At 36.3% G+C, this 13,821-nt stretch carries 10 protein-coding genes; 4 read left to right on the forward strand and 6 right to left on the reverse strand.

Annotation, left to right across the window (positions count from 1 at the left end; translation table 11 throughout):
- Nucleotides 1–264: 264 nt before the first annotated feature.
- The 3 genes from CD003_RS14190 to CD003_RS14200 all read right to left on the reverse strand — a co-directional run bounded on the left by CD003_RS14190 (nt 265) and on the right by CD003_RS14200 (nt 3,827).
- Complete coding sequence (locus CD003_RS14190) at nt 265–1,185, reverse strand: dihydrodipicolinate synthase family protein (RefSeq protein ID WP_096201736.1); 921 nt, start codon at nt 1,183–1,185, stop codon at nt 265–267.
- Nucleotides 1,186–1,191: 6 nt separating this feature from the next.
- Entirely contained in the window at nt 1,192–2,187 is a 996-nt protein-coding gene (locus tag CD003_RS14195; RefSeq protein WP_096201737.1) for a C-terminal binding protein, read from the reverse strand.
- Nucleotides 2,188–2,354: 167 nt separating this feature from the next.
- Nucleotides 2,355–3,827 (reverse strand): protein adenylyltransferase SelO, encoded by a 1,473-nt coding sequence (locus CD003_RS14200; protein ID WP_096201738.1) that lies wholly within the window; start codon nt 3,825–3,827, stop codon nt 2,355–2,357.
- A gap of 842 nt (nt 3,828–4,669) precedes the next feature.
- Between CD003_RS14200 and CD003_RS14205 the strand changes: the two genes are divergently transcribed.
- The gene (locus CD003_RS14205) at nt 4,670–5,902 is read left to right on the forward strand and encodes a saccharopine dehydrogenase family protein (protein ID WP_096201739.1); all 1,233 of its coding nucleotides are present in this window, start codon (nt 4,670–4,672) and stop codon (nt 5,900–5,902) included.
- 1 nt (nt 5,903) lies between these two features.
- Entirely contained in the window at nt 5,904–7,028 is a 1,125-nt protein-coding gene (gene nspC, locus CD003_RS14210; RefSeq protein ID WP_096201740.1) for a carboxynorspermidine decarboxylase, read from the forward strand.
- 152 nt (nt 7,029–7,180) lie between these two features.
- On the opposite strand, the gene wrbA is transcribed toward nspC, so the two are convergent.
- The 3 genes from wrbA to CD003_RS14225 form a co-directional block, all read right to left on the reverse strand.
- Nucleotides 7,181–7,792, reverse strand: a complete 612-nt coding sequence (gene wrbA / locus CD003_RS14215) for an NAD(P)H:quinone oxidoreductase (RefSeq protein WP_096201741.1) — start codon at nt 7,790–7,792, stop codon at nt 7,181–7,183.
- Nucleotides 7,793–8,079: 287 nt separating this feature from the next.
- Nucleotides 8,080–8,775 carry a pirin family protein gene (locus CD003_RS14220; protein WP_096201742.1) on the reverse strand — a complete coding sequence of 232 codons (696 nt, stop codon included), beginning with the start codon at nt 8,773–8,775 and terminating at the stop codon, nt 8,080–8,082.
- Nucleotides 8,776–9,123: 348 nt separating this feature from the next.
- Nucleotides 9,124–9,687 carry a TetR/AcrR family transcriptional regulator gene (locus CD003_RS14225; protein WP_096201743.1) on the reverse strand — a complete coding sequence of 188 codons (564 nt, stop codon included), beginning with the start codon at nt 9,685–9,687 and terminating at the stop codon, nt 9,124–9,126.
- A gap of 120 nt (nt 9,688–9,807) precedes the next feature.
- Here CD003_RS14225 and CD003_RS14230 point away from each other — a divergent pair, with 120 nt between their 5' ends.
- Nucleotides 9,808–11,895, forward strand: a complete 2,088-nt coding sequence (locus tag CD003_RS14230; protein WP_257008319.1) for an efflux RND transporter permease subunit — start codon at nt 9,808–9,810, stop codon at nt 11,893–11,895.
- A gap of 2 nt (nt 11,896–11,897) precedes the next feature.
- Nucleotides 11,898–13,733: a YhgE/Pip domain-containing protein gene (locus CD003_RS14235; protein WP_306453951.1), complete on the forward strand. Its 1,836-nt coding sequence runs from the start codon at nt 11,898–11,900 to the stop codon at nt 13,731–13,733.
- Nucleotides 13,734–13,821: the final 88 nt, after the last annotated feature.

The following is a 13,821-nucleotide window of genomic DNA, read 5'->3' on the forward strand; positions in this document are numbered from 1 at the left end:
CTTATTAGTCCATCTAACAATAAAATTTATTATTCAGTGATAGGAAAACCTCAAGATAATTTTAGCATAATTATAGCTAAATTGTTGTTTTATAGGAAATCAACCTATTTATTGTATGAAATCAGAAGAACAAATTGATGCTTTTGGTGAATTAACCCCAACACATAACCACCGTTTACCACAAATCTTTACACAACAGAGAAGTTCACTCTCACTAAAATATACACAACAATGCCCAAGTGTCATTTTACACTTGGGCATTGTTTATACAATCTCTTTTAACTTCCTTACAGCCTCTTCGACAATCTGCTTAACTTCTACTTTTAAGTCTTCTTCTATATCTCTTGAAGGTGCAAGGACAGTTGTTGAGATATCTATATTTCTAAATCGAATTGCTTCTTTTACAATACTAATAAATGGAGATTCTATTTTATATAACAAAGGAACAGGAGCAAGGATTTGATGAAGCTGAACTGCTTTTTCGTAATCTTTCTTCTCGAAAGCTTCATAAATTCCTACCGTTAGCTCTGGTAAAAAATTTGCACTTGCTGGAATTACACCATCTCCACCTAAACCTAGTGTATTAAATAGGTGCTCATCAAAGCCTGCCAACACAGAAAATTCAGGATATCTTGATTTAACTTTAAGAATCATTTCTCTAATATGTCCCGCAGAGTCTACCGTGTCTTTTATTCCAATGATGTTTCTGTACGTATCCGCTAACTTGACGACGATTTCAGGCGTTAAATCCTGACCTGTTAAAGCTGGGAAATTGTAAAGAATGATAGGTAAATCGGTAGCTTCAGCAATTTCTGCATAATGCTTAATAAGATTTTGCTCCGACAACGTCCAATAATAAGGGTTAATTACAACAACAGCATCTGCTCCTGCTTCTTTAGCATGGTCATTAAGTTCAATTACTTCTCTTGTATTTGAACTACCTGTTCCTATTAACACAGGTAACCTTCCATTTACGTATTTAATGGCAAAATTAGTCACATCTTTACGTTCCTCTATAGACATTTGACTGAATTCTCCACCTGTACCTAGAAAAAATAACCCCTGTACGTTCGAATCAATTAGAAACTCAATTAACGTCCCCATACCTTTTTTATCAAGCTTTCCGTTAGCATCAAAAATCGTCGAAACTGGAGGAATTACCCCATGGAATTTGGCTTTTTCCATACTTTTTTATGACTCCTTTTGTTTCAATTGTACTTTGTTAGTAACTTCTCTGTTAAATAAATAAGTTGGGTAATATCCACTTAACACATCTACTACATTTTGAGCCGTTTTCCGCTTTAATTCTAATTGAGCTTCTTCTGAATACCAAGCTACATGTGGATTAAGAATGACATTTTCCATTTTTAATAGGGGATTATCTTGTAAAATCGGTTCATCTTCTACTACATCAAGAGCAGCTCCAGCAATCTTATCAGATTCTAACGCACGAATTAATGCGCTTTCGTCAATAACTGGTCCACGTGCTGTATTAATAATAAAGGCTTCTTTTTTCATTGCATCAAATTGAGAGTCACTAATCATTCCTTGAGTTGCTTCAATAAGTGGAGCATGAACAGAAATATAATCAGATTGTGCACACATCTCATTTAGATCAACCAATTCTACATTAATTTCTTTCGCTACCTCAGCAGGTACATATGGATCGTATGCTAGAATCTTCATACCAAATGCTTGTGCTTTCTTAGCCAAAGTTTGCGGGATCCGGCCTAAACCTACAAGCCCTAATACTTGACCACGCAAGCGATATATTGGCACTCCAACTTTATAGTCCCAATTCCCTCCTTTAACAGCCTCATTCAGCATGACAACTTTACGAGCGCTAGCAATTAAAAGGGCAAAAGCATGGTCAGATACTTCATCCATACAATAGTCAGTGACATTACCAACAATTACACCGTTTTCCGTCGCTGCTTTAACGTCAATAGTATTTACACCTACCCCATAGCGTGAGACAACTTTCAGATTAGGTAAATTTTCAATCACTCGTCTAGAAATAGGTGCATATTGATTTAACAAAGCCTCTGCATCCTTAGCTGCTTCAATAACTTCCTCTTCTGTTTTACATTGTGCACGTACAAATTCCACATCTATTTGTGAAAGAACTTCTTCCTCTGGAGCTAACGTAGCAAATTCATAATCCGTTATAACAACTTTATACGTCATCTCTATGCCCTCCTGTATTCTTAATAAGTTGTTAGTATGTACATTGATTAATACCTGCCTATTTTCTCCCGAACAGCCTATTCTTATTAATTAATTAGGTCAATACAAAAAACCATTCTAACTATAAAGTCAAAATGGTTAGTTTAGTCTCTCACCTTTATAACTATTTATGTTCCACAATATGTTCGATACATGCCTGTTGCTTGTGGAACATTCATGTAGTCTTCTTGCTCAGATTTATGAGCGTAAGGGTTAGCCAAAGCTTGTAGTAGACGCTCCATTACACTGAAATCACCTTCATTTACCGCTGCCTCTAGCGCCTCTTCTACTCGATGATTGCGTGGAATGACCGCAGGGTTTGAGTTTCTCATTAGCTGTTGCGACGATTCTTTAGATTCCTTTTGTCTGTTTAGCCTTGTCTGCCACTGCTCGTACCATTGATTAAATTCCTCTGTATCAAACAATTCTAAGCCTTCTATTTTTTCAAACGTTAATGCACGAAACGTGTTCGTATAGTCTGCTTTATACTTCTTCATCATACTAAGTAGAGACTCGAAAAGAGATTCATCATCTGATTCTTCATTAAATAACCCCAGCTTGCATCTCATTCCAGCAAGCCAATTCGAACGATACTGTTCTGGAAAATTAGAAATTTCATCCTGTGCCATTTTCAGAGCCTGTTCCTGATCCTCATGTAACAATGGCAATAACGTTTCTGCAAACCTTGCAAGATTCCATCCAGCAATAGGAGGCTGATTACCATAAGCATAGCGACCTTGAGTATCAATCGAACTAAATACCGTTGCTGGGGCAAACGTATCCATAAAGGCACACGGACCATAATCAATTGTTTCTCCACTAAGTGCCATATTATCCGTATTCATCACACCATGAATAAAGCCAACCAATTGCCATTTAGCAATTAACTTTGCCTGACGCTTCGCCACTTCTTGAAGTAAGGAAAGATACTTATTCGAACAATCTTCACTGCTTGGAAAATGTCGTTGGATCGTATAATCAGCTAATTCCTTAAGTTCCTCTATGGTGCTCCATTTTGCAGCATACTGAAAGGTACCTACACGTAAATGACCGTCTGCCACACGAGTCAATATCGCACCAGGCAATTCTGTTTCACGAATAACTGACTCTCCTGTTGTCACCACTGCTAGACTTCGAGTTGTTGGAATACCTAGTCCAAACATTGCTTCACTAATAATGTATTCACGCAACATCGGTCCAAGTGTTGCTCGACCATCGCCCCCTCTGGAATAAGGTGTTCTACCTGATCCCTTGAGTTGAATATCAAACCTCTCATTTGTAGGAGTCATCTGCTCACCAAGAAGGACAGCTCGACCATCCCCTAGCATATTGAAATATCCAAATTGATGCCCAGCATAAGCTTGAGCAAGTGGGGCAGCACCTTCAGGAATATGATTTCCCGCAAACACTTCTACCCCTTCTTTACCTTGCATCACTTCACTGTTTAAACCAAGTGACGTTGCTAATGTATGGTTAAAAATAATCAACTTTGGCGAACTAACTGGTGTCGGGTTTAGACTAGAGTGAAATTTTTTTGACAACCTAGCATAGCTGTTATCAAAGTTCCAACCTGATTCTTTTACATCTTTTTTCTCTGTCATCGTATCTCCTTCTCTTTCTTAGGCTTTTATATTTTTGTTTTCTTTATCTATCTACGTTCTATATCAACATAATACATCCCTTTTAGTTTCTTACTGTTACATCTTATTATTCGCTCCTTACAGATAAAACAGTATTCTGTTCAGCTTTATAATACGTGTTGCGGTTTAAGTTTTTTATGGAAATTTACCCTATATAAAAATAAGTAAACATTTCATTACTTTTTTCCTAGTCGTATTTTGTAATATTTTTTTTATTTATCTATTGATATTTTGAATAGATGTTGATAATCTAGAGAAGCATTAAATTGGAAAGCTACTTAATGATTATTTCAGGCCTTTCCAAGCAGATAATTTTTGACCACTTCCTCAAGGAAGTTAAGGCCATACGGACAGCTGAGTCAAAAGCCGATTGGCAACTTTAGTTGCCTTATTGATTGAGTTAAAAGCTCAAATTTTATAAGTTGGTTACTTTACAACCAGTGCATTTGCACATCAACTTGTGAAACGGTCAATAAGAGTGCTAAGAAGTAATTATTTGCTATATAGACTCTGAGCCTATTAAGATATATTTTGATTTTTAAAGAGCTACGTATCCATATTATATTTGGACTTCTTTTAGTCTCCGAAACATATGGGTATCTTTACGCTTTTTTAATTATGATGATTATATCCTAGCAAGTGTTGTGCGCACCAATGCGTTTTACACTTGTTTTTTTGTTGTCTTTTTAAGGGGTAATGAAATAATTCGTTTTCCTAAAGGTACACTAGTTGTTACAACTAGCTAAGACGGTACGGACTTCCCCTTTATTTTTGTAAAATCTATTTAGTTAGGAGATATGAGAATGGGAAAAGCACTTATAATTGGTTGTGGTGGAGTGGCTACAGTAGCCATCCATAAATGCGTTCAAAACAGCGAGGTATTTGAAGAGATTTGTATCGCTAGTCGTACGAAATCAAAGTGTGATGAATTAAAAGCAAAACTAGATGGTGGGAAAACGAAAATTACAACTGCTCAAGTTGATGCTGATAATGTAGATGAGTTAATTGCTTTAATTGAAGAAGTAAAACCAGATGTTGTTATGAACTTAGCATTACCATACCAAGACTTAACGATTATGGATGCTTGCTTAGCAACTAAAACAAATTACTTAGATACTGCGAACTACGAACCAGAAGATACGGCAAAGTTTGAATACAGTTGGCAGTGGGAATACCGTGAGCGCTTTGAAAAGGCTGGTATTACTGCACTATTAGGTAGCGGCTTTGACCCAGGTGTAACAGGGGTATTCTCTGCACATGCACTAAAGCATCACTTTGATGAAATTGAATATATTGATATTCTTGACTGCAACGCAGGAGATCATGGGTATCCTTTCGCTACGAATTTCAATCCTGAAATCAATATCCGTGAAGTTTCAGCTAATGGACGTTACTGGGAGAATGGCGAATGGATTGAAACAAAACCGATGGAAATTAAACGAGTGTACGATTTCCCAGAAATTGGTGAAAAGGATATGTACTTATTATATCATGAAGAACTTGAATCTCTTGCAGTAAATATCCCTGGCATCAAGCGTATTCGTTTCTTTATGACATTTGGGCAGAGTTATTTAACTCACCTAAAATGTCTTGAGAATGTAGGGTTAACATCAATTGAACCGATTGAATATCAAGGGCAACAAATCGTACCACTTCAGTTCTTAAAAGCATTATTACCTGACCCTGCTTCACTTGGGCCTCGTACTAAAGGAAAAACAAACATCGGTTGTATCTTTAAAGGTAAAAAGGACGGAAAAGAGAAAACGTATTATGTTTACAATGTTTGTGACCATGAAGAGTGCTTTGCAGAAGTAGGTTCTCAAGCTGTATCTTATACAACAGGTGTTCCTGCAATGATTGGTGCTATGATGCTGATGACTGGAAAATGGAATAAACCAGGCGTATATAATATAGAAGAATTTGATCCAGATCCATTCATGGATGCATTAAACAAATGGGGCTTACCATGGAAAGAAAGCCTAGACCCAGAACTTGTAGATTCGGAGCCTATCAAAGAGCCGGAGTCAATTCGTTAAAATGAAGTTTGAAGAGTTACCAACACCAAGTTATGTAGTAGATGAACGTCTTCTAGAGAAGAATCTTAAAATCCTGAACGGAGTCATGGAACGTACAGGGGCTAAGATCATTTTGGCACAAAAGGCCTTTTCAATGTTTAGTATGTACCCACTAGTTAGCAAGTATTTAAGCGGCACAGCTGCGAGTGGCTTATACGAAGCAAGACTAGGCTATGAGGAAATGGGCAAAGAAAATCACGTCTTTGCCCCTGCCTACCGTGAAGATGAAATCGATGAAATAATTTCTTATTGCGACCATATCATCTTTAATTCGTTTTCACAGGTTGAAAAGTTTAAAGATAAGGTTCTTCAAGCTGGTAAAAGTATAGGCTTACGCATTAATCCTGAATGCTCTACTCAGGTAGGGCATGATATCTACAACCCGTGTGCAACAGGTTCGAGATTCGGAGTAACAATCGAACACTTCCGTCCAGATTTACTAGATGGAATTTCAGGGTTACACTTTCATACACTTTGCCAACAAAATTCGGATGACCTAGCCAAAACGCTTGACGCTATTGAAGAAAAGTTTGGACCGTGGTTATCTGAAATGGAATGGATTAACTTTGGTGGTGGACACCACATCACTAGAGAAGATTACGATATTCCGTTACTTGAAGAATGTATTAAGAGAATGCAAACAAAGTATGGACTAAAAGTATATCTTGAGCCAGGTGAGGCTGTTGCTCTTAATGCAGGCTATCTAGTGACAACTGTACTTGATACACTTCAAAACGGAATGGAAATTGCGATCCTTGACACATCTGCATCTTGTCATATGCCGGATGTGTTAGAAATGCCTTACCGTCCCCCACTATTTGAGTCAGGGGAAGCGGGCGAGAAGCCATTCACGTATCGTCTTGGTGGTCAAACGTGTCTATCAGGAGATACTATCGGGGATTATTCATTCGACCAACCACTTAAGAGTGGCGACCGTTTAATCTTTGGTGATATGGCAATTTACACTATGGTGAAGAACACTACGTTCAACGGCATGCCATTACCAAGTATCGCTGTTCAAGATAAAGATGGAGATTGTCACATTGTCCACAAGTTCGGTTATCAAGATTTTAAGATGAGACTCTAGTAACAGAAGCATCGAGTTAGAATAGAAACCAGATTCTGAAAATAGGATCTGGTTTTTGGTTGGGAACAAACTAGATTGCAAGACTGACCAATCTAATCCCACGTTACTATATTAAAGAGCCAAGCAAAGTGAGTTTGCTTGGCTCTTTAACTCTATTGATTTCCTTTTTTCACCCATTCAGCAATTGTAACCGTTCGCTTCGCTTGGTGTTTAACTGCTGCTTGCACATCTTCAACCATGTTCCCTCCTTGGTCGACTGTTACGCTGACTCCGTAAGGGTTGCCTCCAGAAGTAAATTGAACTGGGTCCGTATATCCAGGTGAAGCAATAATTGCGCCCCAGTGATGCATAGTAGTGTAAAGAGAAAGAATTGTTTGTTCTTGACCACCATGAGAGTTTTGCGCTGAAGTCATCGCACTAACCACTTTGTTCATTAGTTTACCGTTAAACCATAATCCACCTGTTGTATCTAAAAATTGCTTCATTTGAGCTGGCATATTTCCAAAACGCGTCGGTGCACTGAAGATAATTGCATCTGCCCACTCAAGATCATCTAATGTTACTTCTGGTACATCTTTTGTTGAATCAACATGAGCTTTCCAACCTTCATTTGCATCAATAACTGATTGTGGAGCTAATTCAGGTACTTTTAATATCTTAACTTCAGCACCTGCTTCTGTAGCACCTTCTTCAGCCCATTTTGATAATTGATAGTTTGTTCCACCCATACTATAATAAACTACTGCTAATTTTACTTTTGACATGTTATTCGTCTCCTTTGTATTTCCGAATATTTTTTTTAAGAAATCCACACTAATACACCCACTTTTCTTAAGTAAAATTTAATTACCTCTTCTAATTCAGAACCACCTCCATTGAAAATAAAAGCCACTTAAGTTCCCCCTTAAACTCTTTATCTTGAATCCAAATCTCTTTAGTTCGAGATAATTGTATATAAAAAAAGAACTCTGTCTCAGCCCCTCTAAGGGACCAAGACACCCCCAACCTTACATCCTTATTGATAAGTTTCTAGAATCATTACTATTAATCTTTATTTTTTCATTTCTATTAATAAAATGTGTGATGTTTTATCTGAAGTAATTGTAATTTCTTCTTCAACAATTTCCATACCATCTCTTTCTGTTAACTCGATGTCATTGATTGTTGACGTTCCTTCTATTTGAATTAAATACGCTTGCCTTCCTTCTTTTACTGGGAAACTTATATTACTCCCTTGCTGCAATTCAACGGAATACACATTAACATCTTGATTGATTTTAATTGGTGCATCTCCCTCTACCCCTGATACCATATGGAGCCAATTGTTTTTTCGTTCTTCCCAATTAAATTTGTAATCTCCATAGTTTGGTTTATGTCCCGTTAGGTCAGGTAATATCCAAATTTGCAAGAATCGTAATGTAGTTTCTCCTAAGTTGTGCTCACTATGAAGTACACCTGTTCCCGCGCTCATGTATTGGATTTGCCCTCGTGAAATCGTAGCTTGATTTCCCATGCTATCGGCATGAGTCAGCTCACCGTCTACGACATATGAAATGATTTCCATATTTCGATGAGGATGTGTATCAAATCCTTTATTCGGTTCAACTAAATCATCATTAACTACACGTAAAGCTCCAAATTGAATATTGTCTGGATTATAATACTCAGCAAATGAGAAATGAAACTTACTCTTTAACCAGCCAAGATTACTAGATCCCATGTTTTTACTATCTAATTTTCTTAACATTATTTTCTCTCCTATCAAATTGAAGATATCTATTTTCTCGAATACAAGTTATGAATTAATATATTCTTAATTCGAGATATAAAACCGTAAAAATATGTTTTTATTACGTAACAACCCTTTTATCTTGAATTCGAGATAATTATATAACAGTTTATTTTCTCATGTCAACCGACTGAAACTAATTAACTGCTATTTAATTTTCAGATTATGCACTCATCTACTTAAAGGGAGCGTTACAGCTATTTCTCAAAAACACTCCCCAGTCCACTTCATCTATTTAGTATTTTTTCAGCGCTCTCTTATATCACCACATCATAGATAGAGCTTACTCTTTTCCAAAGTTATTTTCTAAAAGGATAGAATCCCCTTGTTGGTGATTTTAATAATAATATTTGCTAATTCTTTTGGTGATTTATCTAGGTCATTTTCTAGCCAACATTTTATAACATTGATACAACCACTGACAACAAAAATCCCAACATACTCAGAAATATCCGATTTTTGCTTATTTGCAGTCAGCCAGTTTTTTACCGTAAATCGATGGGCAATATTCATCACTCTATTTTGAAATGAAGTGTCACCGTTCTCACTTAATAATGTTTGACAGATATCTCTATTTTCAGCTATGTACTCAAGCATTTTTTCTGTCATCTGTAATGCTTCTTCCTCCACAGGGAATTCATACTTATTTAGTGTTACTAGCATATCCTCAATAATTTCCTCTTCAATTTTATAAAGAAGTTCATACTGATCTGAATAATGCGAATAAAAAGTAGATCGGTTAATATCAGCAAGTTCGCATAATTCCTTTACTGTTACAGATGAAATTGCCTTATCCTTTAAAATTTTCATCAAACTATTTTTTAATACCATTCGTGTATATTTTTTTCGTCTATCGAGCTTTGAAGTCATGATTTCTCCCCTTCCAGTACATAATCCAACAAAGTTACGTTTTCTGTTGTGTACTAAACGTTCCGTAAAAAACTGTTTGTTGAATAAACAACACTGTGTCTATATAATGATAAAGTGCAAATGAAGATTATGCAAGAGAGGGTGTTTATTATAGATATTTCTGCACGGATTATTAAGCATAAAAAAATAGTTCTCTTCACATTTCTCCTTATTGCAGTAATCTCTACCGTGGCGCAGTTTTTTGTGTCAGTCAATTATAATATGACTGATTATTTGCCTGATGAGGCTCAATCCACTAGAGCGATTGAGATTATGGAAGAAGAATTTACTTCATCTGTTCCTAATACGAGAGTCATGATAACCGACGTATCAATACAGGAAGCCTTATTATATAAAGAACAGCTAGCAGCTATTGATGGAGTGTCTGATGTAGTCTGGCTAGACGATGTCATTGACTTGAAAACACCTCTTGAGGTTGCCGATGCGGAAACAGTTGAGTCTTATTTCAAAGATGACAAAGCGTTGTTTTCATTAAGTATTCATAGTGGTGAAGAGGTAGTTGTTACAGATGCCATTTACGAATTAATCGGTGATGATGATGCAATTGCTGGAGAAGCACTTGATACAGCAACGTCACAAAAGATGGCGGGCACGGAAGCCTTTTATGCAGCAGCATTATTAGTCCCGATCATCATTTTGATTCTTGTACTCTCTACGACATCGTGGATTGAGCCTGTGTTCTTCTTAACAGCGATTGGAGTTTCTGTACTAATTAACCTAGGAACGAATATTTTTATAGGCGAAGTGTCATTCGTTACACAATCTGTTGCTCCAATTTTACAGCTTGCGGTATCTCTAGATTATGCAATATTTCTTCTTCATAGTTTTTCAGATTATAGGAAGAAAACAAATAATCCAGGAGAAGCGATGCAACTGGCGATGAAAAAATCATTCCCAGCTATTACAGCAAGCGCGGCAACAACATTCTTTGGCTTTACAGCACTTATGTTAATGCAATTTGAAATTGGTGCAGACCTAGGATTAAATCTTGTAAAAGGAATTCTACTAAGTTACATCAGTGTGATGGTGTTTTTACCAGCTTTAACGTTATGTTTCTTCAAATGGATGGATAAAACACAACATAGAAACTTTGTTTCAAGCTTTAAAGGTATTGGCAAAAACATGGTTAATATTAAAATTCCTAGTTTACTCATTGTCTTTGCTATTCTAATTCCAAGCTTTTTAGCACAAAGTAACACAAACTTTACGTATGGCCTCGGTGACCAACCAGAAACTACACGTGCCGGTATTGATATTATCAAAATTGAAGAAGCCTTTGGTGAATTAACACCGATTGTGATTTTAGTACCTAAAGGAGATTTAGTTAAAGAAACAGAACTAGTTCAAGAACTGAAGGAGTTAGAACACGTTACTAGTGTCATATCTTATGTAAATACAGTTGGGACAGTTATCCCACCAGAATATCTTGAGGAAGACATTACAAGTGAATTCTTCTCGGAAAACTATAGCCGAATCATTCTTCATACGAATACAGCAAAAGAAGGTGAGATACCTTTTGCTCTGGTCGATACGGTACAGAAAAAAGCAGCTAGTTATTATGGTGATGACGCCTTTACTCTCGGGGAAAGCGTTACATTGTATGATATAAAAAATACAGTCATGAGAGATAACACTGTAGTAAATATTATGACCGTCGTAACAATCGCAACCGTTTTAATAATTACATTCAAATCAATTTCAATTCCATTAGTTTTACTTATTACGATTCAAGCCGCTGTTTGGATCAATTTATCAATACCGTACTTTACCGACACCTCCCTCGTATTTGTAGGGTATCTCATTATAAGTACTGTACAATTAGCAGCAACAGTAGATTACGCTATTTTACTAACTGAAACTTACAAAGAAAAACGGAAAGAAATGCCTGCTGTAAAGGCAATTAAGAAAACATTAGATGAAAAAACGTTTTCTATTTCTATCTCTGCTGCAATCCTTTCAAGCATTGGCTTTATCTTATGGTTCACCTCTACAAATCCAATTGTTTCATCTATTGGGTTATTGCTTGGAAGAGGCGCATTACTAGCGTTTGTAATGGTCGTATGTTTCTTACCAGCATTACTACTGATATTAGATAAATTTATTAGTAAAACTACCTATAAAGCAAACTTCTATGATGAGGAGAAATGATTATGAGAAAAAAACAATTACTATTAATTGTTCTTGCTTTACTATTAATCTTACCTTCTTTTCTTGTTGGTGCTGCCCCTAATAATAGTTCAGTCTCTGAAAAATCGGAAACTAAGAATGTAGATGGGACACTAGCCTCTAAGGATGAGGTCGTATATGCAAATTTAAGCGCTAATGGAAACCTCGAAGAAATATATGTAGTGAATACGTTAGATGTTACAAAAGCAGGTACCATTATAGATTATGGCAAGTATAGCAGTATAAAAAATCTAACAAATCTTTCTGAAATCGAACAAACTGATCAAACTATCCGTATCAATGCTTCTGAAGGGAAGTTTTATTATCAAGGGAACATAAAAGACGAAAATGAACTACCTTGGGACTTTTCCATCTCCTTTACGTTAGATGGAGATGAAATTGCACCTGAGGAGCTTGTAGGGAAAGACGGACACGTTGGAATTAGTATCGACACAACTCCGAATGAAAATGGAGAATTAGCTTTCTTTGAAAATTATCTATTACAAGTCTCTCTCCTACTTGATCCTGAAATTTATAGCAACATTGAAATATCTGACGGGATGATCGCAAACGTAGGGAAAAACAAGCAAATTACATTTACTATTATGCCCGAACAAACAGGTGAGCTTAGCCTAAAGGCTGATGTTATCGACTTTGAACTTGAAAGTATTGAAATCGCAGCAATTCCTTCATCGATGTCAATTGATACACCTGATATTGATGAAATGACTGATGATATTAAGACCCTAACAAATGCAATCGAAGAGATAAACAATGGTGTTGCCGAATTAAGTAGTGGAGTTATTGAATTAAACAACGGAGTAAGTAGCTTACGTAACGGTTCTGAACAATACAATAATGGTATGGCTGATATAAATAATGCATCCTCTGAGCTTGTTCAAGCATCTAGTTCGATTGAAAAAGCGCTTGCAGAAATTAATAACAATCTGAATGTTTCAGGTGAAATGAATTTCGGTGAATTACACGAACTACCAAATGGATTAACACAAATAGCAAATGGTTTAAATCAAACAGCCAATGGTTTGACAGCTTTAAGAGAAAACTACCTAGTAGCATACAACACGCTACAGGAAGCAATAATAGCTATTCCCGACTATCAAATTACAGAAACTGAAATACAAGAATTATATATGAGTGGCACTAATAGTGCAGTTATAGATAGATTAGTCCAAACATATTCTGCTGCCCAAACTGCCAAAGGTACATTCTCAAGCGTAAAAACTGGCTTCGATGCAGTCGATGTGACATTAAAGGAAGTAAGTAGCTCAATCAGTGAAATGGCTAGTACCCTTTCTTCCATTGCCAGCGATCTTTCTACATCACTAGAAAATATGGATGACCTAAACGCATTAAATCAATTGCAAGATGGTTTGACGACATTGCATACTAACTATGAAGGGTTTCATTCAGGGCTAGTAAGCTATACAGAAGGTATCAGCCAATTATCAAACTCATATAATGAAATTCACTCAGGAATTGTTGAGATATCAAATGGTACTGGTGAATTAAAAAGTGGAGTGGCAGAGCTTCATAATGGCACAAATGACTTAACTGAAGCAACTAATGATTTACCTGACCAAATGCAAGAAGAAATCGACAATATGATTGCTGAATATGATAAATCTGATTTTGAAGCAGTATCCTTTGTTTCTTCTTCTAACAACGATAAAATCAATGCTGTACAATTCATCATCAAAACATCAAGCATTAAGAAAGAAAAAGTTGATACAAGTGAAGAACATGTAGCAGAAGAAAAAACATTCTGGACTCGCCTAGTTGATTTATTTACTAGAAATTAACCTTGAATTTTAAAATAGTGAACTTCAGTTTTAAATGAAGTTCACTATTTTTATGCCTGAGAAGTAAAAATTAACTCCACAAATAGCT

The sequence above is a fragment of the Bacillus sp. FJAT-45350 genome, from assembly GCF_002335805.1.
In the GTDB taxonomy this organism is placed as follows: Bacteria; Bacillota; Bacilli; order Bacillales; family NISU01; genus FJAT-45350.